This is a genomic window from Enterococcus sp. DIV1537a (assembly GCF_051712085.1).
GTDB classification, from domain to species: domain Bacteria; phylum Bacillota; class Bacilli; order Lactobacillales; family Enterococcaceae; genus Enterococcus; species Enterococcus faecalis.
In genome coordinates this window covers 2,093,746-2,119,774 of sequence record NZ_JBIOOE010000001.1, presented here as the reverse complement: position 1 = coordinate 2,119,774, position 26,029 = coordinate 2,093,746, and the positions used below count along the sequence as shown (strand labels likewise).

At 32.6% G+C, this 26,029-nt stretch carries 26 protein-coding genes and 4 pseudogenes; 25 read left to right on the top strand and 5 right to left on the bottom strand.

Features of this window, described 5'->3' with window-relative positions; translation table 11 throughout:
- Positions 1 to 214: 214 nt before the first annotated feature.
- Positions 215 to 1,498: an XRE family transcriptional regulator gene (locus tag IGJ41_RS10400; RefSeq protein WP_033628138.1), complete on the top strand. Its 1,284-nt coding sequence runs from the start codon at positions 215 to 217 to the stop codon at positions 1,496 to 1,498.
- On the opposite strand, the gene IGJ41_RS10395 is transcribed toward IGJ41_RS10400, so the two are convergent.
- A complete protein-coding gene (locus tag IGJ41_RS10395; protein WP_033628139.1) occupies positions 1,495 to 1,812 on the bottom strand; it encodes a hypothetical protein in 318 nt (105 codons plus the stop codon). The genes IGJ41_RS10400 and IGJ41_RS10395 overlap by 4 nt on opposite strands.
- Positions 1,813 to 1,839: 27 nt before the next feature.
- Here IGJ41_RS10395 and IGJ41_RS10390 point away from each other — a divergent pair, with 27 nt between their 5' ends.
- The 13 genes from IGJ41_RS10390 (at position 1,840) to IGJ41_RS10330 (ending at position 15,771) form a co-directional block, all read left to right on the top strand.
- Positions 1,840 to 2,109: a hypothetical protein gene (locus IGJ41_RS10390; RefSeq protein ID WP_033628140.1), complete on the top strand. Its 270-nt coding sequence runs from the start codon at positions 1,840 to 1,842 to the stop codon at positions 2,107 to 2,109.
- Entirely contained in the window at positions 2,110 to 2,721 is a 612-nt protein-coding gene (locus tag IGJ41_RS10385) for a hypothetical protein (protein ID WP_033628141.1), read from the top strand.
- 91 nt (positions 2,722 to 2,812) lie between these two features.
- Positions 2,813 to 3,835 (top strand): hypothetical protein, encoded by a 1,023-nt coding sequence (locus IGJ41_RS10380; RefSeq protein ID WP_438714393.1) that lies wholly within the window; start codon positions 2,813 to 2,815, stop codon positions 3,833 to 3,835.
- A 159-nt stretch (positions 3,836 to 3,994) separates the two neighbouring features.
- Positions 3,995 to 6,742 (top strand): SpaA isopeptide-forming pilin-related protein, encoded by a 2,748-nt coding sequence (locus tag IGJ41_RS10375; protein ID WP_033628143.1) that lies wholly within the window; start codon positions 3,995 to 3,997, stop codon positions 6,740 to 6,742.
- A 139-nt stretch (positions 6,743 to 6,881) separates the two neighbouring features.
- A complete protein-coding gene (locus tag IGJ41_RS10370) occupies positions 6,882 to 7,424 on the top strand; it encodes a hypothetical protein (RefSeq protein ID WP_033628144.1) in 543 nt (180 codons plus the stop codon).
- A complete protein-coding gene (locus tag IGJ41_RS10365) occupies positions 7,421 to 7,888 on the top strand; it encodes a hypothetical protein (protein WP_033628145.1) in 468 nt (155 codons plus the stop codon). The genes IGJ41_RS10370 and IGJ41_RS10365 overlap by 4 nt, the downstream gene beginning before the upstream one ends.
- Positions 7,869 to 8,855 (top strand): conjugal transfer protein, encoded by a 987-nt coding sequence (locus IGJ41_RS10360; RefSeq protein WP_033628146.1) that lies wholly within the window; start codon positions 7,869 to 7,871, stop codon positions 8,853 to 8,855. Before IGJ41_RS10365 ends, IGJ41_RS10360 begins: the two co-directional genes overlap by 20 nt.
- Positions 8,855 to 9,079, top strand: coding sequence for a hypothetical protein (locus IGJ41_RS10355; protein WP_002394254.1), 225 nt, complete (start codon positions 8,855 to 8,857; stop codon positions 9,077 to 9,079). Before IGJ41_RS10360 ends, IGJ41_RS10355 begins: the two co-directional genes overlap by 1 nt.
- An 8-nt stretch (positions 9,080 to 9,087) precedes the next feature.
- Entirely contained in the window at positions 9,088 to 9,477 is a 390-nt protein-coding gene (locus IGJ41_RS10350) for a conjugal transfer protein (protein ID WP_033628147.1), read from the top strand.
- 21 nt (positions 9,478 to 9,498) lie between these two features.
- The gene (locus tag IGJ41_RS10345; RefSeq protein WP_033628148.1) at positions 9,499 to 12,003 is read left to right on the top strand and encodes an ATP-binding protein; all 2,505 of its coding nucleotides are present in this window, start codon (positions 9,499 to 9,501) and stop codon (positions 12,001 to 12,003) included.
- A gap of 15 nt (positions 12,004 to 12,018) precedes the next feature.
- Positions 12,019 to 14,064, top strand: coding sequence for a hypothetical protein (locus tag IGJ41_RS10340; RefSeq protein ID WP_438714389.1), 2,046 nt, complete (start codon positions 12,019 to 12,021; stop codon positions 14,062 to 14,064).
- Between the two features lie 41 nt (positions 14,065 to 14,105).
- A complete protein-coding gene (locus tag IGJ41_RS10335; protein ID WP_033628164.1) occupies positions 14,106 to 15,134 on the top strand; it encodes a phage tail tip lysozyme in 1,029 nt (342 codons plus the stop codon).
- Positions 15,135 to 15,234: 100 nt separating this feature from the next.
- A complete protein-coding gene (locus IGJ41_RS10330; RefSeq protein ID WP_033628150.1) occupies positions 15,235 to 15,771 on the top strand; it encodes an EF0163 family protein in 537 nt (178 codons plus the stop codon).
- A 90-nt stretch (positions 15,772 to 15,861) separates the two neighbouring features.
- Here IGJ41_RS10330 and IGJ41_RS10325 read toward each other — a convergent pair.
- A pseudogene (locus IGJ41_RS10325) lies at positions 15,862 to 16,206 on the bottom strand (ISL3 family transposase); the annotation flags it as partial.
- A gap of 209 nt (positions 16,207 to 16,415) precedes the next feature.
- On the opposite strand from IGJ41_RS10325, the gene IGJ41_RS10320 reads away from it, so the two are divergent.
- The 6 genes and pseudogenes from IGJ41_RS10320 (at position 16,416) to IGJ41_RS10295 (ending at position 20,019) form a co-directional block, all read left to right on the top strand.
- Entirely contained in the window at positions 16,416 to 17,234 is an 819-nt protein-coding gene (locus IGJ41_RS10320) for a hypothetical protein (protein ID WP_033628151.1), read from the top strand.
- A 12-nt stretch (positions 17,235 to 17,246) separates the two neighbouring features.
- A complete protein-coding gene (locus tag IGJ41_RS10315; protein ID WP_438714386.1) occupies positions 17,247 to 17,510 on the top strand; it encodes a MucBP domain-containing protein in 264 nt (87 codons plus the stop codon).
- A gap of 111 nt (positions 17,511 to 17,621) precedes the next feature.
- Positions 17,622 to 17,741: pseudogene (locus IGJ41_RS10310) on the top strand (LPXTG cell wall anchor domain-containing protein); the annotation flags it as partial.
- A 321-nt stretch (positions 17,742 to 18,062) separates the two neighbouring features.
- Positions 18,063 to 18,362, top strand: a complete 300-nt coding sequence (locus IGJ41_RS10305; protein ID WP_241433748.1) for a hypothetical protein — start codon at positions 18,063 to 18,065, stop codon at positions 18,360 to 18,362.
- A gap of 438 nt (positions 18,363 to 18,800) precedes the next feature.
- Entirely contained in the window at positions 18,801 to 19,325 is a 525-nt protein-coding gene (locus tag IGJ41_RS10300) for a Mu transposase domain-containing protein (protein WP_241433749.1), read from the top strand.
- Positions 19,326 to 19,527: 202 nt separating this feature from the next.
- Positions 19,528 to 20,019 (top strand): annotated as a pseudogene (locus IGJ41_RS10295) (ATP-binding protein).
- 432 nt (positions 20,020 to 20,451) lie between these two features.
- Here IGJ41_RS10295 and IGJ41_RS10290 read toward each other — a convergent pair.
- Positions 20,452 to 20,949 (bottom strand): annotated as a pseudogene (locus IGJ41_RS10290) (DDE-type integrase/transposase/recombinase); the annotation flags it as partial.
- A 352-nt stretch (positions 20,950 to 21,301) separates the two neighbouring features.
- On the opposite strand from IGJ41_RS10290, the gene IGJ41_RS10285 reads away from it, so the two are divergent.
- The 5 genes from IGJ41_RS10285 (at position 21,302) to IGJ41_RS10265 (ending at position 24,737) form a co-directional block, all read left to right on the top strand.
- Positions 21,302 to 22,636 (top strand): hypothetical protein, encoded by a 1,335-nt coding sequence (locus IGJ41_RS10285; protein ID WP_154224947.1) that lies wholly within the window; start codon positions 21,302 to 21,304, stop codon positions 22,634 to 22,636.
- Between the two features lie 181 nt (positions 22,637 to 22,817).
- Entirely contained in the window at positions 22,818 to 23,450 is a 633-nt protein-coding gene (locus IGJ41_RS10280) for an ATP-binding cassette domain-containing protein (protein ID WP_033628155.1), read from the top strand.
- Complete coding sequence (locus IGJ41_RS10275; protein ID WP_033628156.1) at positions 23,437 to 23,988, top strand: stage II sporulation protein M; 552 nt, start codon at positions 23,437 to 23,439, stop codon at positions 23,986 to 23,988. Before IGJ41_RS10280 ends, IGJ41_RS10275 begins: the two co-directional genes overlap by 14 nt.
- A gap of 11 nt (positions 23,989 to 23,999) precedes the next feature.
- A complete protein-coding gene (locus IGJ41_RS10270; RefSeq protein ID WP_033628157.1) occupies positions 24,000 to 24,488 on the top strand; it encodes a hypothetical protein in 489 nt (162 codons plus the stop codon).
- A gap of 54 nt (positions 24,489 to 24,542) precedes the next feature.
- Positions 24,543 to 24,737 carry an uberolysin/carnocyclin family circular bacteriocin gene (locus IGJ41_RS10265; RefSeq protein WP_033628158.1) on the top strand — a complete coding sequence of 65 codons (195 nt, stop codon included), beginning with the start codon at positions 24,543 to 24,545 and terminating at the stop codon, positions 24,735 to 24,737.
- A gap of 522 nt (positions 24,738 to 25,259) precedes the next feature.
- On the opposite strand, the gene IGJ41_RS10260 is transcribed toward IGJ41_RS10265, so the two are convergent.
- Complete coding sequence (locus tag IGJ41_RS10260; protein WP_438714636.1) at positions 25,260 to 25,487, bottom strand: transposase; 228 nt, start codon at positions 25,485 to 25,487, stop codon at positions 25,260 to 25,262.
- A 295-nt stretch (positions 25,488 to 25,782) separates the two neighbouring features.
- On the bottom strand, positions 25,783 to 26,025 hold the full coding sequence (locus IGJ41_RS10255; protein ID WP_161634111.1) for a transposase: 243 nt from the start codon (positions 26,023 to 26,025) through the stop codon (positions 25,783 to 25,785).
- Positions 26,026 to 26,029: the final 4 nt, after the last annotated feature.

The following is a 26,029-nucleotide window of genomic DNA, read 5'->3' as shown; positions in this document are numbered from 1 at the left end:
AAAGTAGCAACGTATATCCCAAATACTTCTAGTCGTGAGGTGGGGCAAGCCCACCTCAAAAGTTTCTACCCCCGTTTTATAACATGGGGGTAGAAATTAACATACCGTATAAAAAAGTTGCTTAAACGCTATGTCTCGCAAGGGATTGAGCAATTTTGTTTTTGGAAACTTTTTAGTAGATATTTGGAAACTTTTTTGGAAGTAGGGTTAAATAGTGAGGGGCGTTGATTTAAAGCGATATAGAAAAGAATTAAAATTGAAACAAATAGAAATGTGTCAATTGTTGTCTATCACTAAAGGTTTTTATTCTAATTTAGAATCTGGAAAACGACCGATTACACAAGAGATGGAGAAAAAAATAGTGGAAGTATTGCATATTGATGGTGGCCATACTTCGGTAGAAGCAAAAATTGACTTTCTAAGAATAAGATTTAAAACATTAGATGTTCGGACAGTTATTGAGAAGTTGTTGCACATGGATATGAACTGGTTTACTCACGAATCGAGAGGGTTTTATCATTACACAGAAACATTTTCATATAGCTCTATTCGGATTTTTCGGAATCCAGAAAATGTGAATATGGGTATCATGTTAGACTTATCAGGTGAAGGTTGTCGCCAATTAGAAGAAATTTTTGAAGAGGATAACAATAGATCGTGGACAGAATTTTTTCGCTCTCTTTATGATGACGATATTTTCGGGCAAGGTATTTTGGTAGATACAAAAATTACACGAATTGATATTGCTCTTGATGAATTGATTGTGAAAGGACAAGAAAATTTTGATTTATATGTTTTGAAAGAAAAAATGGAGCAAGGGCTTGTGGATACAACATTTAAGAATTTTGATTTTAGTGGGGGCTTTGCTTACGAAAATAAAAAAATGGTGAATAAAGGCTTATCTCTTTATTTTGGTAGTCGTCAATCGCCACTATATTTCAACTTTTACCAAAAAGATTACGAGTTAGCAAGAAAAGAAAGTATAAGTGTTGAGGAAGCAAGAGAAAAGCATGAAATTAAAAATCGATATGAAATTCGCCTTTCTGATGAAAAGGCGTTTTTATTTGTGGAATATTTTCTATCAAGTGGTGAATCGTTGGATTGGCTAGTGAAAGAAATTATTAATCAATCTTTGACAGTTTTTGACATTGAAGATGGTACGAAAGTTTATTGCAAAGCTTGGTATGATGTTGTTGATAAATTGGAAGGTTTAAAATTGTCTGTTCAAGGTGAAAAACCGTCTATTGAGAAAACACTTCGATGGTTATCAAATTATTTAGCCCCTTCATTAAAGATGATTAAAGAAATTGATAATCTGTTAGGAACAAATGAATTGATGGAACGTATTGATTTAGCAGAATTAAAAGAGAAACATGAAGAAATAATTGAAATGGTGTGTGTTGATGCAAAAGATTTATTGTTTACCACTAATCAAAATAGCAGTGTTCGATCTTATATGGAACAAGAATTTGATTTAGAGGAAGCATATCCATTTTAGACTTCCTCTGAAAATTCTTTTTCTAAAGCGTTTTTTAGCATGGTTGAAATATCACAGTATTTAGTAAATGGTGTCGGTATAGTACCCATAGGTTTGCAAGTGTGGCAATTGAACCAATAACGATGTTTTATTTTTGAATAACCTTCTGTTAAGGAAACTTCAATAGACCAACCGTTTCCAATAGATAAACTGTGTTTTTTAAATAATTTGAATGACGCTTTTGGTTTGTATGTAGTATTTAATTCGCTTTGAAGGTTTTCGCAAAGTGAACCTAAAATTTTTTCACTAATAATATCGTCTTGTATTTTTAACATAATTTACACCTCGAAAGGAAGATTTTAATGAATGAGTTTACAGATTTTTCAGTGATAATTAATGGTGAGCATATTATACACAATGATTTTATCATAACAGATGGAAAAAGTCAGATGACTTTACAGAAAATAGAAGATTTACCTAAGTTATTAAGAAAACGTTGGTTGATGTTAATTGCTCCCATGACAAATTTTGATAAAAGTGGAATGAAAATACCTACTACCAACGGAATTGATTTGATTTTTAGAAAAGACATAAAAGTAACGCCAATTTATGACGAAGAGGTGTATGGATAAATGAGTAGAGAAGTTATTGAACGAAACACAAAAGTAGCAATTGCTATTACTGGAAAAATGAAAAAAGGTAGAAATGATTTACAAAAAACAAAAGAAAAAATTGTTCAATTAGATGAACAAGGAGAATTGACTATTCCTTTTTTAAAGACTACTTTTGAAAAGCTTTCAGAATCAAATGAAGAGCTTTTAAAAGAAATTTCAAGATATGAATATACTTATGTGGTTCATGAGGCAGAAATGACGGTTAAAGAGAAAGCAATTTGGGAAGAATTTTTCAGTATAAAAAAATTGTATGATAAAGAGCTTTCAGAATTTGCCAGTTTTAAAGAGAAGTATAAATATTTTGAGCCTAAAAATAGTGAAGAACTAAAAAAACAAGCTCGTTTGTTGTTAGAAAAGAAAGGGTATATTGTTGACAGTCCATTTGAAGGAGATTTTGAAAGATGGATAGGTGTTTATGCTAGACCTAAAGATAAGCCAACTTATTTAGATCCAACTGATGGAGAAGAAGCTGGTTTACAAGAGTTGTATAGTGTAGATGGATTTAAGCAAGACTTTGCGGAATGGTTTGAAGGAGAAATTGTGGAAGGTAAATTAATTAACATGGTGTAAAGTAGAAGAAATATTGTGATAAAACACACAATTTTTGGAGAAAACAAGTATAATTAAGTAAGCCAATATTGTAAAAAATGGAGGAACGAAAATGGAGAAAAAAGCTAAAATGTCAGGGAAAAAGAAAATGTTGGTTGTTGTGGCTACGCTTGTAGTTGTTGGTGGTGGCGCTGGATTAGTTGTTCATAATCAGAAAGTTCAAGCGGAAAAAATTGAATTACAGGAAATAGAATCCTACAAAAAGTTACAGGATCAAGCAGATAATGCAATAAAAAAAGCTTATGATACACGTAGTGCTAAAGAGATTAAATTAGCAAAAGAAGCAATTGATCAATTAAAAAATGAAGATAAAAAAGAGCCGATGAACAAGATTTTAAAGCTAGAATCGTTTTTAGCATTAATTAGAAAGACGGATCAATTGCTTTCAATTGCTGAAAAGTCTAAGAAGGACAGTGATGTAAAAGTAGCACAGGAAAGTATTGATTCTGAAAAAGATGTTTATTTAGTAAAAGATAAAAAATCACACCAAATTCGTCTTGATAAATTAAAAAAATCAATTGAGGAACAAAAGAAAAAAGAAACTGAAAAGAAGAAAAAATCAGCAGAAGATAAGGCAAAACAGGAGAAAGAACCTTCAACTACTGAAAGCAATGTAGCGGAGGCAACTCCTGAAAAAACAAATAAAGAAAAACCGAAAGCTACACCAACTGTTACATCGGACAATCAAGAGGCTGGTGTGGAATCAGAACAAGAACCAAATAGTCAACCTAGTTCTAATAACGAAGCCGCTGGTTCAATAACACCTGATTATAATCCAAATACAGGTGGTGGATCAACTGGGGGAAATACTATTCAACCAACACCTACCCCAGAACCAACGCCTAATCCGACACCAGCTCCGAGTCCAACGCCAGAACCAACACCTACCCCAGAACCAACACCTGATCCAACGCCAGAACCAACACCAAGTCAACAATGGGTTGGTTGGTGGAACGATGGTAAGCAATTGCATAGTGCAGGAACATTCAACTCACAGTCTGAAGCATTAGCTGCAGCTGAATCATTATATGATGCAAATGGAATGGTAGGAACTTACGGAGCTTCACAATTATAAATGAATACTTTTGTTAGCAGACAACTCATGTATTAATCTGAGTTGTTTTTTTTATTACAGATATATAAAGAAGGTGAGTAATTGACCATGATACGAGCACCTTCTTTTTGTATATATTTTTGATGTTTCAAAATAAATATAAAGAAGAAGGAGAAAGAAATGAAATTTTCAAGAAAAATTAAAAATTTAGCGATGATTGGAGTTATTGGTCTGCAGACTTTGTTTACTGCCGTTCCAGTTAATGCGGTCACCGCTTCAGATGTTTCATTTGATCATAATAACGAGCGTGAGATGTCTGTTACATGGAAAGGAGAAACGAGAGATATATGGACTGCGCCGATTTATTTAGATCAAGGTACTGGAAAAGAATTAGTGTTTTGCGTGGATCCATTTAGTCATGTTTTAGAAGGGACAGGGTATTCAAGTAATCCTTTTGCTTTGAACCGAAAAGCAAATTTGATAAGCTCTCTGTGGAATCTAGCTGGTACTGATTTAGATACAATGTTTGTAGCGCAAGAAATGCTTTATAACGAAGTGGGAGCTGTTGTTCATTCAAATGGTGATTTAACAGAAGAGCAAAGAATGACAATAAAGAAAAAAATTAATGATGTTATTGCAAATTATGAAAAACAACCTTCTTTTCATAATAGTAAGGTAAAACTAACTCTAGGCGAATCTACTGTATTAACAGATACGAATGGTTCGAATTTATCTCAATTTGATGTGGTAGCACAAAATACTGCTAATGTAGATTTCAGACAATCAGGAAATAAGTTAACCATTACACCTAAAAGTACGGCAAATTCTTCAGGTACATTAATCTTGAAAAAAAGTTTACGTGAAGGAACTCCTTTTATATGGAAAAAATCAGGGTCTCAAGAACTGATAAGTTCTGGTGTTTCAGACCCAAGTAAATACAAAATAGATTTTGAGATTGTAACAACAGGTGAAATGAAAATCGTTAAATTTGATAAAGAAACAGGAAAACCAGTTCCAAATACAAAATTTGAAGTAGAGTATAACGGAAAAAAGCAAACGGTCACAACTGATACCAAAGGGGAAGCAATAATAAAAAATATTCCTCATAATGCCAAAGTTAAAGCAACGGAAATTTTTGTACCTGCTCCATATGTCCTAGATAAAAACAATACCAAAGAAGTCGTAGTAAAAGCTGGAAAAACAGCTTCAGTAGAATTTAAAAATGAAGTAGCGACTGGGAAAACGACCTTAATAAAAGAAGATAAAACGACTAATTCTGATAAACCATTAAATCCTACATATCCAATGGTAGGAGCTAAGTATGGTTTATTTAAGGAAAATGGCACCTTGTTAAAAGAATTTACTTTAGATGAGAAACTAACTGCTTCAATGGACAAGTTAGACTTAGGAACGTATTACTGGCAAGAAACGGAAGCGCCAGCAGGATATACATTAGATCCAGAAAAACACGTGGTAGAATTGACATATAAAGATCAAAATACGCCTGTTGTAATTAAAGATTCAGAGAGTATAGACGATGTTATTCGTATGAATTTAGATGGTCAGAAAGTTATTCAAAACGAGACAAATGAAATTTTTAAAAACGGTGTAGAATTTACAGCTACTAATGAACGAACACAAGAAAAAACGGTTGTCACAACGGCCAATGTTGATGGGAAAAATGGATACTTTAAATTCGGAAATCTGCCGATTGATGATTATATCATTACTGAAACAAAAGGTGTTGAAGGCTACCAAAGTATTGATCCTATTGAAGTGAAGCATTCTTATGATAAAGAATCAGATACTTTCACCTTTACAGTGACTGACCAAAAAAGTGGAAATGTATTAAATACAGAACAATTTACACAAAAAGACTTATCTAAAGGCGAAAATGTTGATCTTGGCACGTATACATTAAAGGACAAAGCGACACCTATAGATACACCTTGGGTTGATATTGTTTCTATAGCGCATACTGGAGATGGAAAAACACGTTCGTTTATTTGGGGTAAAGAGGTTAAACTTTACGATGATGTAAAGATTTCTCATAAAAATATTCCATTAGGAACAAAACGTGCTTTTGAGGATATATTAGTTGCCGTAACACCAGATAATCAAGAAAAAGATGTTTGGTCTTCTGGAAAAATTGATTATAAAGTAGCCAATGAAAATATGACACAACGAGTAGAAACGAATTATGATTATAAAAAAGATCCAGAGGGGACTCGATATTTCTTCAAAGTAATTGGTTACAGTAAAGTTTCTGATACAGAGTATAAACAAGATACCGAGCATAATTTTGATGGCAATCAAAAAAATCAGGAAATTATTCCTGCTCTTCCAGATAAACCTGAAATTAATATCTCCAGTCAAGCGCACACAGGAGATAATAAAACTCAAACTTTTATTTGGGAAGAAAAAGTAAAGTTATACGATAATGTAAAAATTTCTCATAAAAATGTCGATGTTGATACAGAACGAGCATTTGAAACCATTCTAGTCGCTGTCACGCCTGATGGAAAGGAAAAGGACGCTTGGACTTCTGGAAAAGTTGATTATAAAGTAACGAAAAAGGATACAGTCCAGACGGTACAAGCTGATTATGACTATAAAAAAGACCTAAAAGGTACTCGCTACTATTTCAAAGAGATTGGTTATAACAAAACAAAAAATAATAAATATGAAAAAGATTCAGAGCATAACATCGGTGGAAAGGAAAAAACACAAGATATTACGCCTACTGTTAAAGAGGTACCTAAGAAAGAGCCTAAAACGCCAAGTAATCCGAAACAAGCTGAACATGGACTATTGCCGTATACAGGAGAAGAAGCGAACATATGGCTAATTGGTGTAGGGGTTGTTTTATTAGGTAGTGTCTATGCGCTTGTTCAATACAAAAAACGAAAAAAACATATGAATAAATGATAGAAAACAAATAGTAGGTAAGAATGAATCAATTTCTTACCTACTATTTTATTATTCATTGAACGAATTATAGTGAATACTAAACTTCATATAACGGAGGAGTAGAAAAATACGAAAGAGGTGTTATTGACTAATAAATATGGTGAAAGAATTGTCGAAAGAAGAATTTGTCAATCAGTACATGTTTGATTTTAAGTCATTAATTTTTAAATCCAATAATCCTGAAAAAATAACAGCTAAACAAGAAAAACTCTTGGAATGTGAAAAGAAAATCGCTGTATTATTTTATGAAACGTATAGACGAATGAAGGGGTATCCGCCTGATGAAAAAGAACTGGGGAGGATTGTTCAAAGAAATTTTCTTGGCCGTTTAAAGTTATTTCGAGTGGAATATGATGTGATTAGTGAAGAAAAATTTTGTGGTCTACACGTACAAATGGTCAAACAGCAAATGCCATTAGAAAAGTATCGATCCGATGATTTATCTTATATTTTAGGACGAGAAAAGAAGATAGCTATTAATTATTTTTTCGCACATGATGATTTTCCTATGGGTTATGAAGAACTAATGATAAGTCGTTCTAAACAAGCAGTTACCCAAGGCTTGGAAGAGTTAAGGGAAGAATTTATGGAAAGATACCATAAATATTACAGAAAAATGGAAAGGAGTTGTATTTTATGAATCAAAATATTATGCCAATTTTTAGAGAGCATAGTAAATTTTACCAAAAGTATTCAAATGTACCAGTTCCTGAAATGCTTCGATTGCATGGATTCATAGTTGATGAAATGCCTATTGATGAAGCAGATATTGTTTATATGGAAGAATATAAAAATTCTTTATTTAAAATGGGGATTATTATTGATGAAGCGCCTTTTAAAAAGGAATTTGTTGCGCAATACGTTTTTCATGGCGGTATAACTAGTTTGATGGCAGAAGGTCAATATTTGAGAAAGCCTAACGGGGATAAAATGTACAATTCGTATTATTTTTATTTGTATAAAGAAGGCTTTCAAACACATAAGGGGTATGTTAGAGAGAGAGTTTATGTTGAAAAGGCGATTAAATCTACTTTTTTAAAAACGTTTGAAAGTTGTTTGGGCTTATTAAGAGTAGGAGGGGAATATGAATTTAAAGAAAATTAAAAAGAAAGAGAAGAAAGAAAAAACACCAAAGGTTAAAACTTTTTCTCAAAAGAAAGCGAATCGGGTTGTGTTAATTGGCGCTAGTGTTTTACTGGTGATGTCAGGAGTTGGTGCGATTCGGGCCAATGTGATGGCAAGTAATGTAGACAATTTGTATTCAAAAGTGGATACATTAAGTGAACAATCAAAAAAGAATAAAGTTGATAGAGAGGAGCTTGATTATTCAGCCCTCTCTTTTTATGTCGAAAATTTTGCGAAAGAGTATTTGAACTATAACTCGAAAGCAAGTGATGAAGCGAAAAAGGCTCGTATTGATCGATTATCTAAATATTTATCACTAGATGTAAAAGATGTTGATGAAACAGAAAATCTACAAGGGAATGTCTTACGTACGTTTAAAAATACGTCTTTATCACGTATAGAGAAAATGGAAGATTGTTATTTGGTTTATCTAAATGTGAATTATGAATTGGAGAAAGATAAAAAGACTGAAAATGTGACACAGAATATGGTTTTACCAATTCAAGTAAAAGACAATTTGTTTTCAATTGTAGGACGTCCTTATTTTGTAGCAAGTAGTTTACCACAAGGGAAAACAGTACCTCTAAAACAGACAGAAAATTCAATAGATGTTGATGGGAAAGAAAAACAATCTGTAGAGAAATTTTTAAAGATGTTTTTTACAAAATATTCAATTGGGAACAAACAAGAATTAATGTTGTTAATGAAAAATCCAACAACGACAGCTGGTCAAGACTCATTTGTTTCAATAGATTCAGGTGATATGAAATTTTTTGATACAAAGCAGAAAGGTGTAACAGGGGTTCAAGTATCGGTTACTTTTTCAGATAACACAACAACATTAACGCATACAGAGGATTTTTCGCTTTGGTTATCTAAAACGGAGAATTCTTATTTTATTAATACGATGAAACATTACTTTACAGAGAAAGAAGGAAATGACTAATGAATACAGGCAATTTGAGTAGTTTTTTAAGTACAGGTTTTATTACAATTTTAGCGGCTGGTGCGATTATCTTGATTTTAAAACATTGGAAAGGTGCCGAATGGGCAAAAATTGGTTCAGTAATTGTCATTGCCTTAATTTTACAGGACTTTGCGACGAATCAAGGAAAAAATATTTTTGCAGTTGTTAAATGGGTATTAAGTTTAGTTGGAATTAAGATGTAGGTGAGTATATGAAATATTACGATTATTCAAGGGGCTTAAAAGCCCCTTATTCAATGCAAGTTATTAAATCGCCTAAGGGTCAAGTGGTATGGGTATTTGCACAACCTGTTAGCCTATCCTATCTCCTAATTCTATTCTTAGGGATTGTGTTAACTGGTTTGTTTTGGAAAGAAGTACCATTACCACAAATTTTAGGAATTAACTTAAATTTGTTAATCATGGTGTTGGTGCCGAATAAAGTTGCTCGTTGGTATTCCGAAAAGGAATTCGAAGGAAAAACAGGCTTTGGTTTTTTAAAAGATGGTTTTGTCTATGTGAAAAATTATGTGTTAGATAGTAGATCAATTGTAGCTTTTGAACGAGTAAAAGAAATAGAAGAGTTTTCGTTTAAACGATAAAAAATAAAAAGGAGTGTGAATATGCAACTAGAATATCCATTAACGAATCATATGAAAGGAAATATTGTTTTAACACAGGAAAAAACAGCGATAGCTTACTATCGTGTTCGTTCTGAAACGGTAATGTTGACTGATGTTGAAAAGAAATTAAAAACGAAAAGGAAAGTTTCTCGTGCGTTAAATCGTTTAAAAGCTAATGATGGATTTGAAATTAACCTTTTGCCAGTTAATGCCGACATTCGAGGGAAAATGGGTGCTATGCGTTCTTTAATTGATTCTAATAATTATGAAGTAGGCGTAGATAAATTGATGAAAACGGCAATGGTTTTAGAACAAGAAATGGGTATGGTTTACGAATATACGTGGATTATTGGTGTGCCTTTAATCAAGAAAGATCTCGCTGTTGATTTAAAAGAAACCGTTACTAATTCAATTAGCAACGTATCGGAAAAATTTGTTAAAGGGCTAGGCTTTGATGTGGAACTAGCAGAAGATTGGGAGAAGGATTATCGAGAACAAGAATTAGAAGTTTACCAAAATCTATCTGAATTGTTAATTGAACGATTAACAGAAGATGAATTGTATTATTACCAAGCTTACCAATTCTTGAAAAATATTCCACATGAGCGACAAGATGTTCTTTCTAGTCAAAACTTAGATAATTTAATGGCAACAAAAATTAAACCATTGTTCGGTGGAGGGCTTCATTTAAATTGTGATTATGGCGAAAGCTATATATCCTATCTTCCTATGGGTGATGTTGGGGTTTTTCTTGATGGTAACCATTTTTTAGAGGTTGTTCAAAAAATGCCTTTTCCAGTTGAAGTGAAGATTCAAGCGACTTTTGCAGAAAGTAAAGGGCAATTGGCACTGTCTGGGCGTTCGTCACGTGCAAGAACCCGCACTAAGAATATCATGCAGGAAGCACACTTAGCTGGTTCTAAACAAAAACGAAAGATTGTTGAAGGTCAATTATCACTAGACGATTTAGACCAAAAAATTGATGATGGTGTGGATATTATTGACTGGAAAGCAGTGGTTGTTGTTAGTGGTAGTACAAAAAAACAAATGCGTGCAAGAAAAAAATATTTAATCAATCGTTTTGATAGTTTAGATATACCACTTATTAAAGCAACGTTTGATAATCCTTATTTATTTCAATCCACTTTGTTTGGTAATTTTATCCGCATGCAGACTTCTCGTTGGCAACACACGTCAACAATTGAATCGTTTGCCGAGTTGAATTTCTTTACTTCACTTCATGCAGGTACGAAGTTAGGCTTTTACCTTGGACGTATTGATACAACTTTAGAAGAAAAAGAAGATAGAAAATCTATTATTTCCAGTTCAAAAAATTTAATTTTTATGAATATGTTACTAGCGAATAAACAAAATGTTGATGGGAAGAAAACAAATAATCCCCACTGGGCTTTAACTGGCGATACTGGGAACGGAAAATCGGTTACAGCTAAAACATTGTTTATGCAAATGGCACTTTTAAAAGACAGAGTGTTATACATTGATCCGAAAAAAGAAATGCGAAAGCAATTTATGTATACAATCAATGCCCCTGAATATCAAAAGAAATATCCTTTAGATGTTGATTTTGTGAAGTCCTTTAATTTTGTAACTTTAGATGTTCGTGACCCGAAAAATCATGGGGTACTTGACCCAATTGTTCTATTTAATGAGACGGAAGCCACGTCGACTGCTAAAGCAATGATAACGAATATTTATGATGGTACATGGGACTTAAAACAGAAAACAGCAAGTAATGAAGCTATTACAAAAGTAATTTCTGAACGAAAAGAAGGAAAGCAAGTTGGATTCTGGCATGTTATTGAATTGTTAGCTGAAAGTGAAATTCCTGATGTTAAAGACATGGGGAGATTTTTAGTGTCTACAATTAAAGGATCTGTTTTAGAATTGGCGTTTTCTCATGGAGAAGTGGAAGGTTTGTCATTCGATAAAAAAGTGACCATTTTGGAAATCGAGGACTTAGATTTACCAACTGATAAAAATGAAAAATTAGATGAAAATAAACGATCTTCAGTTACATTGATGTTTGCTTTGGGGACATTTTGTTCAAAATTTGGTTCAAGAAATCCAAAAGAAGAAACAGTAACATTCTTTGATGAATCTTGGATTTTCGAATCTTCACCAGAAGGTAAAGCGATTTTGAAATCAATGAAACGTATTGGTCGTTCGTTTAATAATTTCTTAGTATTGATCACACAATCAACAAATGATTTAGATGATAGTGAAGATGGTACTGGTTTTGGTACAGTGATTTGCTTTGATGAAGTTCAAAATCGAGAAGGTGTTTTGAAGTATCTTAATCTTCCGTCGAATGAAATTAATATGAAGTGGGTATCTAATATGGTGCAAGGCCAATGTTTAATGAAAGACATGTTTGGTCAAACCAATCGAATTGTTGTTCATGTTATTTTTGAAGAATGGCTAGAACTATTTAAAACTGTTGATGATACAGAAGCTTCTAAAATGGAGAACCGCTTTGTTGCATAGGAAGGAAGTGAGAATATGCAGTATCTAATTGACAGTTATAATGCGTATACGGTTGATGGTGGTTTGTTAGATAAAGGGTGGCAAGTAGTGAACTGGTTTTTTGTAGATATACCATTCTTTATTTTACGAATATCTGTTTCTTTTTTTCTTTTTTGTGAGAACGTCTTAAATCAATCTAGTTTCTTTGAAGGAAAACAAGAAACGGTATTGAATATGTCAAAAGATGTTCTAACTGGTTTTGGTGGTAAGGGATTTGCAGATGGTTCCTTACTTGCGTTAGCGATTCTTGTAAGTGCGTATTATCTTCTTTACCATTTCTTTTCTAGTCGTAGAAGTTTTTCAAAAGTATTCCTTCATTATTTAGCGGTTGTTGCTTTGTTTGGTTTTTGGTTTGGTTCTGTAACAACATCAACAGGTACAACAAGTGGTTCAACGTTTTTGATTCAATCAACAAACGCATTTGCAAAAGGAGTACAAAGTACGTTTACTGCAAGTGCCAATTTAGGAACAGAAGGATCAAAAGAGGGAGAAATATATCAAAGTCCAATTTTTGATGCCACAGTAAAACAAACATTTAATTTTGTAAATAGTGGTTCACTTGATGGGAAAATGGAGAATGGTAAGAAATTAGATGAAAGTAAACTACTAGAGAAGCCTAAATTATCTAAAAAAGAGAAAAAAGAGTTTGAAGAGGCTAGAGAAACATACATTAGTGAACATGAAAAAGATAATCCATATTTTGCTCAAAATGGCGTGAAAACAATGGAAAAAGCTTTTAGTGTAGGTGTTGGATTGGTGAATTTGGCAGTATTAGCAGTGCCTGTCACATATATTAATATTATGCTAAATATTATTCAAATCATTGTTGATTTACTCATTCTTGTTTTTCCAATTATTGCGTTAGTATCTTTCTTCCCTCGTTGTCAAATGATGATGTTTAAATTTTTTAAGGGATTAATTGGCATTTTATTTTTACCTGTAGTTTTCGGACTCTTTTTGTCTGTGCTGTTTTGGATTAATAAGATAATTGACCAAGCATTTTTAGGATTGATGGATAAGGTAAGTGGTAGCTTATTAATGGTTTTGTCTGGTGGTGTTTTTCTTTTAGGCACATTAATTGTTAGTGCACTAGTAAAAATTGTTTTGTATCGAAAAATTTGGAAAAGCAGATATACAATATTGTCATTCTTTTCTGATGGTCAAGTTCAACAGCCTTCTTTTGAAGCGAAAATGAATGAAAAGACAAAAGAAACGGTTGAACGTACAGGTGAGATTGGTGTTGGTGCAGTAAAGACAGGTATCGGTATTTCAACTGGAAATTTAGCGTTGGCTGCTGACGGTGCTAGTCATTTAATGCCAAAAAATGATAAAGCATTAAACTTAGCAAAAGATCATTTCATGGATGATCATGGTCAATTTTCCGGTGTAAGAACAGGAGTGAATTCATTATTGAATCGTCCCGCTCAAGAAGAACAACAACCATTTAAAGACGATTTATTGCCTGAAGAAGGAATTGTGGAAGTAGAAGAGCCAAGAACTGTTAATAGTGAGGAATTAGAAGAAATAGAAGATAAAGCTTTGACTGATGAAGTGGATAATTTTGAAGATTTAACAGATGATGAAGTAGACAATTCTTTAGAAGAAATTGATGTTCCTGTTTTAGATGAAAATGTATCTGATTTTGATACTTCTTTAGTTGACGAAAGTAACATTGAATTAGAGCCAATTATTGAAAATGAACTTGATAATGTAGAGGCAACTATAGAATCGAATGAAAATGATAGAGATATGCCAATTCAAGAACTTGATGAACAAGAAATAGCAGACAATGTAAATGTTAAAGTAGATAATTTTGATGAGTTGGCATTTGCTCGTGAAGAACGTGCATTTTTTGATGATGGAGAGGATAGCGAATTAATCACAAACAATAATGATTCATTAAATAACGTTTATTCATTTTACCAAACAGAAGAAAACTTCAATAATTTAGAACAAACAGAGGAACAATTTTTTGGTAGTGTGAACACGGAAGAATATAATTTTGATGTTGTAGAGGGCTGATGAAATGTTTATCAGTCTTCTTTTTTTTGAAAGGAGAGACCATGAAGAAATCAAATAAGGTTTTAATTGCTAGTTGCTTTGTCTTTATTCTTCCTTTTTTATTATTTTTAGGTGTATTTTCTTCTAGTGAAAGCGGAGATTCTTCCAAGTTTCAGCCTGCTACACCACAGGAAAAAGTAGCATTAGAAGTTTCTAACTACGTGACGTCACGCGGTGGAACGTTGCAGTTTGCTTCCGCTTGGATTGGCAATATGGAACATGAGAGTGGATTAAATCCTGCTAGAATTCAAAGTGATTTGGCTTTTAATCCTTCTATTGCTTATAACGCTAGTTTAGGCGGTTATGGAATTGGATTAGGACAATGGGATTCAGGACGAAGAGTTAATTTATTAAATTTTGCAAAAAGTCAAAAAAAGGAATGGGAATCAGTAGCTTTACAAATGGATTTTGCGTGGAATAAGGATGGTTCTGATAGTGACTTACTTAAAAGAATGTCTAAATCAAAAGATGTGAATACACTTGCAGTTGATATTTTAAAACTGTGGGAACGAGCTGGAACAAAAGATGATCCTTTAGAACAAGTGAAAAGAAAGACTAGTGCTAACAATTGGTATAAGCGACTTTCAACTGGTTCGACGGGAAACGGTTCAGCTCATATTGGTGGCGGAAAAATTGATGTTTTAGAAAAAGTTTTAGGACAAACGATTAATGGTGGTCAATGTTATGGAGGCACGGCGTATTATGTTGAAAAACAAGGAGGTTTTCAAATGATGGGTACGGGACATATGTTTGCGAGTGAGATTGGTAATGATTATCCTTGGAGTTCAATTGGTTGGACAGTTATAAAGAATCCAAATTATTCAGATATTAAAGCAGGAGATGTCATTAATTTTGGTCAAGGTGGTGTGGCTACTAGTATTTATGGTCATACTGCTATTGTTGCTAGCGTTGAAGGTGAAAATAAATTTACTAGCTACGAACAAAACGCCGAGCAAGGTCAAATTGTTGCTAAATATTCTCGGACTTGGGGATTAGATTTTCCATATGTGACCAGCATAGTGAGGAAGTAGGAGGAATTGTGAACGTTTTTGAGTAAGAATCTGAAGGAATGTTTTCAAAGATTGTGTATATTAAAGAAGTGCAACGCATTTCAAAGAAAGTAGGTAGAAAATGAAAAAGTTAAATATAGTAGGTTTATTATTAGGTGTTGGATTAGTATTTACTGCTTGTGGAGGGTCTACTAGAGGGCATGAAACGTTGGCTTCGTCAACAACTGAAACGGTGACTATGAAACCAGTTGATGATATAAATTCTACGAAAAAAAGTGAAGTGACTGAAAAAAGTAGTACTAAGTCCATGCAGAGTAAGGATAAATTAGCGGAAGAAAAAGTATCTGGCACTTACCAGTTGGTGGAGGACTTTGGAAATGCTTATGCTAATTTTTCTAGTATTAACGATCGTAACGAAAAATTAAAGAAATTAATGACTGCTGAATGTATAAAGAAAAATGGTATTGATGTGAAAACTGGCGCAAAATTGGAAAGTAAAGGTGAGGTAAGTTCAATATATCAAAATGATAAAAAGGAATACGCAGTCTTGCTTGATTGTGAGCAGAACGGAACGAAAACAAAAGTACTATTATTAGCCAAAGTAAAAGATAATACGGTAGCAGAGATGACCTATAATTCATTGAAACAAGAGTATTAATCTTGATATATATGGTTCTATACTTTGTTTAATAGTATTACATTTATATAAGTTAGTCCAGTGGTAATAAGCCAAGCTGAAATTTCAAAAAGTAGTAATGGCCCATTTGACAGATTGACTAATGAAACAACTTGTATCCGCAACAAAAGTCCGTTGACATACATGACATTTAAACCGTTGTTTTTCAATTCTAGATACGTTTTGAATTCTGCGACTTCATTTAGTAACAACCGAACGGTTGTCATTCCCCAACGAATAAATAATAGTGTAATGACTTTTACAATGTTTACAGGAATTTGGGGAGTAAGTTAATTTTCCTGTATAAATTTTACAAAACTGTCCGTTTATTTTTTCTTTTCGAAAATAATGTTTTTCAAAAGTAATATTTAGGTTTAGACTATCTAGGGTTTCTTTGATGGGATCAGTATAGGATATCTTGATTACTCTTTAGAATGGGGGCAGCTCAACGACTTTAATTCTACAGGATTTTGAGGTGCCTTTTTTTGTACATCAAAAAAAGATGTTGGTGAAAATGTCAACATAAGAAAGTGTAGATTTCCACCCCTTTTGATGTTCCCTAGGAACGTGTAGGGGGGGTAGAATAGTACAATTGCTTTAATCATAAAATTTAGAGGTGAAAGTCAATGAAAAACAAACATATTACAACTTTCGGAACATTATTGTTGATGTTACCATTTCTAAGTGAGGGGATAAGTGTTCATGCACAAATTATAGAAAAAGACGGGGAGAATAAAACAGTTACTAGTCTTCCTTCTGATGGATTGCCAACCACTACTTCTCAGATTCCGGAGGGAACTGTACCTAGTGCGGATTTAGGGACAAAATTAGTGGAAAGTCAACCAAATAGTGTTGTGGAATCTGCAGATCAAGGAGCGGTTGCTACGGATCAAAGTATTTCTACAATGACAGAAGGTTCAACGGATTCAGTAGTAACTAATGAATTGGATGCTCCACCAGCTGGAGTACCATCAGGCCAGACTGCCTCAGGTACCAACGGGACAGCTAACTGGATAATTGATTCAGAAGGAACATTGCATATACATTCGGGTTTGCTTGGTTCAGCTGGTAAGGCTTGGTCTTCTTATAAGGATTCAATTACAAAAGTCGTAGTGGAAGGAGCTGTGGAGACCCCTGCAATTGCAACGGGGCTGTTCTATGACCTAGAAAGAGTAACTGAATATGTGGGCTTAGAAAAAATAGATGTGTCTAATTCTACAGATCTGAGTCATATGTTTGATTTTAATCTGGCTTTAACGAAATTAGATTTAAGAGGTATAGATATGCGAAAAGCAAACACTTTTTCTCTACTGGATCATGTGCCTTTAAAAGAGCTGTCATTAGGAGTAGATGCAAGGCTCAACGAAGCTGTGCTATCAGCCCCACCAAAAGATGATACGTATACAGGAAATTGGATGCTTCAGGGAGGAACGATAGGGGTCTGAAACAAGGGGTTAATGCAGTATGATGGAACACATCCAGGAACGTACGTATGGGAAACAAGAAAACCAGAAGGCCCAGTAGAGGGAAATCAGGTAGTTGTTTACTATGAAGACAAACGCACAAGAAAGAACCTTTCTGATCCTGTATCGTTGTCAGGAAATATAGGGGAAGAGTATACCGCAGAACGAAAAAAATTCCCAGGATACACATTTAGTAAAGTGGAAGGTTCAGCGACAGGTAAGTTTACAGATAAAGTACAAACAGTGAAGGATGTGTAAACGAAAGATAAAGAAGTTCCTTCAAAAGAAACCAAAGAAAATGAGCAACCTCAGAATAAGAAAGACCAAGAAGGTCAATCTAAATCTGAAGAGAAAGGATCAGAAGAGAATGCTTTACCTCATACTGGAACGAAAAACAGTCCATTGTTGGCGGCTTTAGGATCGGCAATCCTAGGGATTGGTGTATGGATGTTTCCGTTCAAAAAGAAAGGGAAACATAGAAAATCCTAATCGTTAGGTCTTTAGTATAAGAAGTTACAATATGTAAACAAAATTGAGAGCGGGCCAATAGTCAGAAAAAATTTGATTATTGGCCCACTTTTTTGATTGGATCTTTGTTAAATCAAGAGCGTCTAACAAAAGAATATATTATGGAAATCTTTTAGTTTACATTAGAATAATGTCTCTTATAAGAGATAAAAAAGTCTGAAGAAATGTTATTAGAAATTTTAGAAGATATATTGGAAGGACAGGTGTTTATGCTAATTTAAAAAGGTATAACTATTAACTCACAATAAGTAAAGAATCAGCTTACTTATTGGAGATCCCAGAGTGATAAAATTTATGGATAAATTAACCATCATACGTTTACTAGAATGTGGACGTTCTAAACGATCTGTAGCGAAAGAATTAGGTCTAAATCGGAAAACCGTGGGAGCAATATCAAGTAGCGCAACGGGCAATAGAAAGCCAAGAAAATATACACATGAAATCGACCAACGGGTCGAAGAAATACTTGCCTTTGATCAATTAAAAGCAAAACAGTTGGTCCCTCATAAACAACAATTGACGACGGTCGATAAAAAATTCAAGCAAAAAAAGAAGCGTATATCAAACAATTGTATCCTTTAGGTTACAGGAAAGAATTTGATTTTTGAGAAGTAAAATGCTTGATAAATCAACAAAAACGAACGTTAACTCTCGCTGTATGTTCTTGTCCTGCTTCTGGTTATCGCTGGGGGAAACTTTATGAATCGGCTACTCAACAGTTGTTTACGACAATATGCGAAATGTGGTCAAACGTTTTGTCGGTCCACATGAAAAAGAACTCAATGACACATTAGTGAAATTAGCGCTCTACTATCGTTTTGAACTAGTGGTAACTAATGCTTTTAGCGGCCATGAAAAAGGACATGTAGAAAAAAAGTGTACAGGTTCTACGAAGAAAAGCCATTCATCAAACAACATGAATTTGAATCCATTGAACACGCTCAAAAGCATTTAGACCTGGCAATCGTTGACTTGAATTTAACCTCAACAATTTCTACATAACAAGCGTAGCTGCAAGAATTGAGAGGTGTTTATGATTATGGTGTAACAACAAAACAAACTGTAGATAAGTACAGTTTTGTTCACGTATGGGGAAATTCTTACTCTGTACCAGATTATTTAGTTGGCCAAAAAGTCACTGTAAAACGTTATCTAAATGAATTAGAAACAGTGGGTTCCAGTCAAGTTATCGCTACACATCCAATTCAGAAAGGTGAAAAGCAATATTCCGTCGACATTCGACACTATTTAACCACTTTTTTACGAAAAACTAAGTCGCTGGAACATTCACTTGTATTAAAGAAAACACCCAATCTTCGCCGCTGTTTTCTCCAGTATTACCAAAAGATACCACGCAGGTTTCTTCAATTTGTTGAGCAACACTTGGGCGATTATATCGATCAACTCATTATCCAGTTGGAAGAAGAAGCGATAAAAGATCAAAAGGTTTTTAAAGCGCCACCGGTTCGTGCAGTAAATGAAGCGCGAAATCAATTACAAGAATATAATGTGATCCATCGAGTGAGAAAGGTGACAAATAAATGATTGAAGCATACGCTAAACAACTAAAACTACCCTATTAAAAAAATATTCGACTCTGATCCAACAAGCTATTGATCTTGATCAAAGTTATGAAGAATTCATTACACAGATACTAACAGTAGAGATTGAACAACAAAAAAATAATAGAATCTAAACATTGATACGTCAGTCAAAATTACCATGTAAAGTAACGTTTGATGATTATATGGATAGTCATTTAGAAACAAAGTTAAAGAAGCAAATAAAAGAACTGAAGACATTACGATTTATCGAGCAAAAAGAAAATCTTATTCTAATGGGGAATCCAGGTGTTGGCAAAACACATTTAGCAACTGTGCTTGGAATGGAAGCCTGACTATCAGCGGAAAGTGTTTTGTTTACCTACATTCCTAATCTAGTAATCGAACTAAAAGAATCAATGAGTGCCCACCAACTAAACTTTTATAAACGCCGGTTTGGCAAATATGATTTAGTTATCTTAGATGAATTAGGCTATGTTTCATTTGATCAAGTTGACAGTGAAATACTGTTTAATCTTCTTTCCAATAGAACAACTGCCGGTTCTATGCTCATTACAACGAACCTGTCATTCGATCACTGGGAAGAAACTTTTAAAGATCCAATGCTTACAGCAGCCATGGTGGGACCGTTGGGCCCATCTTTTCGTGTAGAAGATACAAAGAAATGGTTAAAATAAATTTTTGGCCCATTTTTCAGTTGCGTTTAACACTATTATTGAAGAGATAAAGAATGGGATTCATTCAGGAGCGATTGTTCTTATGCACGATATTCAAGCCGCTACCGCGGAAGCATTGCCTGATGTATATTAATGAGGGATACGAGACTGTAACTGTTAGAGAAATATTAGATTATCCCATTGAACCATTTGAGTATAATATAAGAAAAAAAGATATGTTACTATGACTAAATAATTCTATTTGTAAAATAGTTACTCAAGAACGTTATGTAAGGTGAATATACATGTATAATTGGATGTGAATTGGTTCCCCTTTTTGTGACAAAAATTATAAGGTGTAAACGATTGTGCCGATCCCCTATTCCGATTACCCTTTCAGGCGGCGAAGGTACTAGTTGAGGTCCCTCGTTTGTATCAGCTCCAAGCTCATTATCAAGGAGACCTAGCGTAGCGATAGGCAATGGGTGTCTCATATCCCCACGAACCATGGAGTTTCAGATAGTTCTGCCAATGAACGTAATCAACAAAATGGCTGTCTGGTTCCTCTAAGGTTGCAAATGTGCTAGGATAAATAAATTTAACTTTGCTTGATTTATAGGTCGATTCTGCCACCGCAGTGTCATAGGGATTTCCTTTCCGAATTAAAGAACGCTCAATTTGAAACTTATCTAGCACGACTTTAATGGCCTGATTATCAAGCTCTTTCCCTCGATCTCTATGGAAATAATGGACTTCTATTAAGCGAGAAGAAGTTCGACTTAGAGTCTTTTTAACAAGTTCTGCGTATTTATTTCGGCCACATGAATAGCCAATAATTTCACGATTGAATAAATCTAAGATAAAACAGATGTAATACCATTTGCCACCCACACGAACATAGATTAAGTCTGTTACAGGCACTTCTAAGGACTCCCAGTGTGAAAATTGACGTTGTTTTTAGACAGCTTGAATTTAGCTTTTTTAAATGTAAGTTAGACTATTTAATTTTAACGGCGAACAAATAGAGTATTTAAAATTTTCTAGAACACAGCACCTTACAGACCTAAAATAAATGAGTTCTTCATAGCTGTTTCTACGGTCAATAAATTAATAGCTATTTCACTTTAAGGAAATATTGCTTGGAAGATGCCATAACATGAATAGGAGGATGTTTGTCATTGATAATCACACATATTACTTTTATTTAAAAAAATTGTTACTTAGTTTCTTTTACTTATTGAATTGCTACAGGAGAAAGATAGAGTGTTACTATAACAAAATTTTACCGGGATTATTAATCTATTTGGGGGATAAAAAAATTAAACTGTTATCACTTGTAATAAGTTTTTTCTTTTTATGCATGTCAATTGCTCCGTTTATTTTTTTATTAATACTTTCAACAAATGAATTATTATATCCATTAGTAATAGTTGTCTTTTGGAAAATTTTCATTACTGGAAATAAAATTTCTGTATTTAAATTTTCTCATCCTGAAAGTTTTTATAGTTTGAAAATTCAAAGAGCTACTTCTAGTAATATATATAAAATTTTATCGGTAGTAACCGTTTTAGACATATTATTTTTTTTATTAACCATTGTGTTTTTTTTATCTAGGACGATTATATTCATGTCAATTAGCGATCTGTTTATGCTGTTATCAATAGTCATTTCTATTTATTTTATGATGGAAGGTAAACAAGAGCATATATATCTTATTTTATGTATTACTATTGTAAGCTTGAGTATATTCATTAAAAATCATATGTTGAATATTCCCGATGCAGTTAACATGAATAAATATTTGTTGTATCTTAATGTGAATGCTGAAGCTTTTTTACCGGTTTTTACAGGCATAGTAATTATTTCGGCTGTTTTAATATTCGTAATAGATATTTTATGCTCAAGACAAAGTCTATCTATTACAAAAAAATTTCATTTTGGTCTAGATAGAGGATATACATCCTTTATTAATTACGTAAAAACCCTGCCTGCAACAAAAAAATTAATGATTTTCTTTCCATTGGACTTATTAGTAATAATACTTATCTTGACATTATGGAATTACTCAGAAAAGCAAGCTGTATTCCCCATGATTGCTTGTTCATTTGCTATATTGAGTACTAAACAATTTTTAAATCAATATGCTTATTTTTTTCACTTTTTTGTTAACGAGAGGGAAAGGATTTCGTTTGAAAAAATACAAAAAAATAACTTGAAGATTTTCACATGGAAAATCAAACTTTTATTATATGCTAAAAGCTTATATATGAGTACTATATTTTTTTCGTATTATTTTAGTTTTAATAATATAACTTTAAAAGATTCAGTTTTTTTAGCAATTTGTGTATTTCTGGGAGTGTTTTTGCCAGTCTTAGATGAAAAATTAGTAATAGTTACTTGGAAAACAGTATCTATAGTTGGTGAAATAAAATACAGCGTTAATTTTGATGCTCTAATCATTATGGTATTAGTTCTATGCGGAGCAATTGTTGATCAAATTATTAGAACAGGAAATTCAATTTATTTAGATTACTTTTATTTATTTACTGCTCTACTACTAATTGTTCTTACATGTTTTAAAATGTGTTTGCTAACTATTAACTTGAAAATGAGGAGGAAACTATATGACCACATTTAATTATTTGTTTGATATTATCGTTATAGGATATTCAATACATTTGATACTGAAATTTAGGACAATGTACAACAAAACAAGTGAGTCTAAATATAAATGGTTGAGCTATATATTTGTTATGGTTTTATTTTTGATTGTTCTAGGGGCTTGTTTACAATTAATGAATTTATAATGGGGAGATACTATGAGTCTTTTACAGATAGAAATTAGAAACAGCAGCTATGATAAAAAAAATATAATATTAAAAAAAGTAGACATTAAATTAAATAAACATGGCCTTTATTTTGTAAGTGGAAGAAACGGCTCAGGGAAGTCAACATTATTTAAAAGTTTACTAGGAGATATCGATGTTGAGGTACACAAAGTAGATATAGATAATACTATTATTAAAAAAAGGTCAGACAAAATAGTTTGTATAAATGATGAATTTGTGGGTTATGAATTTTTAAAGGTCAAAGAGTATTTAATTTATATATCATTACTTTTCAATGTAAAAGTTACGGAATTGATGATAACAAATTTATTATCCGAACTAGAATTAATAGATTACAATTATAAATTAATAAAAGATCTTTCTCAAGGAAATAAACAAAAATTAGCTTTTGTTGCTACAATTATAACTAATAGTGAAATTATATTGTTTGACGAGGCTTTTGAGCATATTGATAAATATGCAATGGAAGTTGTAAAAAGAAAACTTACAGATTTGTCAAATAATCATTTTATATTTTTAATTTCACATACAAGAATACTTCACGAACTATCTAACGAAGAATTAATAGTTAAGGACGGTGAAATACATTTTGAATCACATTGAAAAGTATTTTATTCCGTCTAACAAAATTGCATATGCAGTTTTTGTATCATCTATAGGTATTATTTCAGGTATCATGTTAGGATTGCTTTTTCAAACACAATCTTCTTCAGAGAATATAGTTCAAATTATAACTAGTTATAATTTTTTGGATAATATATATGAGATATTTATGAATAACCTTCGGATTAGTATAATTACAATTGTTTTAAGCATAACGTTTTATAGCGGAGCAACACTGTTAACTTTTGTGAATTTATACATTTTTAGTTATTCGGCTACCATAAACACCATTCAAAATGGAATTCAGAATACCCTTACTAAATATCCTCATTCCATTTTAGAATTACCTGCAATAATCATTTCTTTAGCAATTTCATATTATATATCAGATATTTTAATGGCTTATTTAAAAGACAAATCAAATTATGTTTATAATGATAAGGGGAAAAAAATTACAGTTAGTTTCATATTTGTCATATTTTTATTGCTGCTGAGTTCGATTATAGAATCTTCATTAATTTATTTTAATTTTGTTTAGGAGGAGAAACGTTGCAAAAGATAGAAAAAAATTTATTTAAAACATTTTTTTATATTAGCTTATTTATATACGGGTTGACACTTATATTGAAGTTAATTGAACTTCCAGAAAATACTTTAGAAGCGGTGTCAATCGACCAACAACAACTAACAGGAGTAATAATATTAGGTGCCATATTCTCTATGGTTTCTTTAATTGTAATAATTTTATTAGAATATATTATATTAAAATACTTATATAAAAAAATCTTTCAAGAAGGAGCATTAATTTTATTCAAAAGAATTTTTTTTGTTGACTATTCTATCAAGTTAATTGTTCTCACTGTGAGTAACTTGATATTAATAGTTGGTAAGTATCAGATTTCTAGTTGGGCTGTTACACTATTCTTGATAATAGTGATTGGCCTTACTAATTTCAAATTGTTTAGCCGGATATCTAGCGTGTCCTTGAAGAGTAAAGTAATATTAATTATTTCTTTTTCGTTAATAGCTTTATTGTAATAACTAGTTGCGGATTTAATAGCAGGGTACATGTATAAACAAGGAGGAATATTCATGGTATATGACTTAGTAGCATATGGTATTGCGCAGGGAGTAGCTGAAAAAATTGTGGGTTTAATTAACGCAGGATTGACAGTTGGATCTATAATTTCGATTATTGGTGGGGCAACCGCTGGTTTAGCTGGTGTATTCGCTGCTGTAAAAGCAGCTATTGCGAAACAAGGAATTAAAAAAGCTATACAATTATAATTTTAAAAATTTTTATGTTTTTTGAAACTACCTACTATATTTTATAGATAGTCTTGATTATTGAATTTAGTTATAAGATGAATGCATAACATATATTGAAAACATGAACCCTGCCATTAAGTCCGCAACGTCGTATGTTAGTGTGTTAAACAAATCAGTCCTATGGTGTAAGGAGCCCGATACTAAAAGTTTACTACAACTTAGTCGAGGTAGATATTTCAATGAAATATGAAGAATTATTTAAATAACATTATACAATTTAGTTGTTAAGGAAGGTAGTACTGAAGTAATCTTGACAAAAAAGTTCATTTAATCAAGTAATCAAAAAATGAATTGTTGTTTATGAAGCCAATCATGCAGGCAAACAGGTAGACTTAGAGGGATGACAAATGAAACTTTATAAAGAGACTTAAACTTATTAAAAAGTAAAATAAATTTCTAATAAAAGATTCAATTGATTATAAATTTACAATCTTAACATATTTTGAAAAAATCTAATTTAGTTTAGGGCGTGTTTGAAACTTATTTTGTTAGAATAAATATAGTGACAAGATAAATAAATCCTATGAAAGATTCCATTAATTTTTCGTATCTTGTGGCAATTCTGTGGAATTGCTTGATTTTACAAAAGAAACATTCTATTAAGTGTCGTTCTTTATAAATGTTCCAATCGACAGTCCATTTTTCTTTTGCATTAGACTTTGGGGAAATGGTGTAAGTCGCTCCTTCGCGGTTGATAAACTCACGAATTGCAGAAGAAATTATAGGCTTTATTTGCTAGAATATTGTAGCCGTTGATATTGATATTAGATAGCGTGTGTATGGCATAACTACCATCATAAATATTTCCTGAAGAGAGTTGAAAGGATACCAGATTCTCCAATCCATCAACAATTGCATGGATTTTGTTATTTTCCCGTCTCTACTTAAACCAATGTACTGATTCACTTCTGAATTTTCAGCCTTTTTTTGCACCAACTCTATGCTGATGGACTTTTATAGAAGTTTAATCAATACTAAAATTTTCTGTATTCGGATCTTTTGATTATTTAAGAAATAACTGCTCCAATAGTCCTGATTTTTGCCAGTTTTTAGAACGAGAATAGACGGTTTCAAACGGTCCATTATATGCTGGTAGAGCTCTCCATGGTACGCCATTCCGTGCAATCCATAGGATTGCTTCAAACATTAACCGATGATCTTTTTGGGGTCGTCCAGTTCTATAAGGTGGAAATAATCCTTTAATTTGAAGCCATTGTACATCAGAAAATTCACGTTTTTTTCTCATTTTA

Bases quoted from the DNA above. Each gene is read 5' to 3' on its own strand.
- IGJ41_RS10320 (WP_033628151.1), top strand. From the start codon at position 16,416: ATGAAAAACAAACATATTACAACTTTCGGAACATTATTGTTGATGTTA.
- IGJ41_RS10370 (WP_033628144.1), top strand. From the start codon at position 6,882: ATGGTGAAAGAATTGTCGAAAGAAGAATTTGTCAATCAGTACATGTTT.
- IGJ41_RS10380 (WP_438714393.1), top strand. From the start codon at position 2,813: ATGGAGAAAAAAGCTAAAATGTCAGGGAAAAAGAAAATGTTGGTTGTT.
- IGJ41_RS10315 (WP_438714386.1), top strand. From the start codon at position 17,247: ATGCAGTATGATGGAACACATCCAGGAACGTACGTATGGGAAACAAGA.
- IGJ41_RS10265 (WP_033628158.1), top strand. From the start codon at position 24,543: ATGGTATATGACTTAGTAGCATATGGTATTGCGCAGGGAGTAGCTGAA.
- IGJ41_RS10330 (WP_033628150.1), top strand. From the start codon at position 15,235: ATGAAAAAGTTAAATATAGTAGGTTTATTATTAGGTGTTGGATTAGTA.
- IGJ41_RS10350 (WP_033628147.1), top strand. From the start codon at position 9,088: ATGAAATATTACGATTATTCAAGGGGCTTAAAAGCCCCTTATTCAATG.
- IGJ41_RS10365 (WP_033628145.1), top strand. From the start codon at position 7,421: ATGAATCAAAATATTATGCCAATTTTTAGAGAGCATAGTAAATTTTAC.
- IGJ41_RS10375 (WP_033628143.1), top strand. From the start codon at position 3,995: ATGAAATTTTCAAGAAAAATTAAAAATTTAGCGATGATTGGAGTTATT.
- IGJ41_RS10360 (WP_033628146.1), top strand. From the start codon at position 7,869: ATGAATTTAAAGAAAATTAAAAAGAAAGAGAAGAAAGAAAAAACACCA.
- IGJ41_RS10395 (WP_033628139.1), bottom strand. From the start codon at position 1,812: ATGTTAAAAATACAAGACGATATTATTAGTGAAAAAATTTTAGGTTCA.
- IGJ41_RS10335 (WP_033628164.1), top strand. From the start codon at position 14,106: ATGAAGAAATCAAATAAGGTTTTAATTGCTAGTTGCTTTGTCTTTATT.
- IGJ41_RS10255 (WP_161634111.1), bottom strand. From the start codon at position 26,025: ATGAGAAAAAAACGTGAATTTTCTGATGTACAATGGCTTCAAATTAAA.
- IGJ41_RS10345 (WP_033628148.1), top strand. From the start codon at position 9,499: ATGCAACTAGAATATCCATTAACGAATCATATGAAAGGAAATATTGTT.
- IGJ41_RS10355 (WP_002394254.1), top strand. From the start codon at position 8,855: ATGAATACAGGCAATTTGAGTAGTTTTTTAAGTACAGGTTTTATTACA.
- IGJ41_RS10340 (WP_438714389.1), top strand. From the start codon at position 12,019: ATGCAGTATCTAATTGACAGTTATAATGCGTATACGGTTGATGGTGGT.
- IGJ41_RS10385 (WP_033628141.1), top strand. From the start codon at position 2,110: ATGAGTAGAGAAGTTATTGAACGAAACACAAAAGTAGCAATTGCTATT.
- IGJ41_RS10390 (WP_033628140.1), top strand. From the start codon at position 1,840: ATGAATGAGTTTACAGATTTTTCAGTGATAATTAATGGTGAGCATATT.
- IGJ41_RS10280 (WP_033628155.1), top strand. From the start codon at position 22,818: ATGAGTCTTTTACAGATAGAAATTAGAAACAGCAGCTATGATAAAAAA.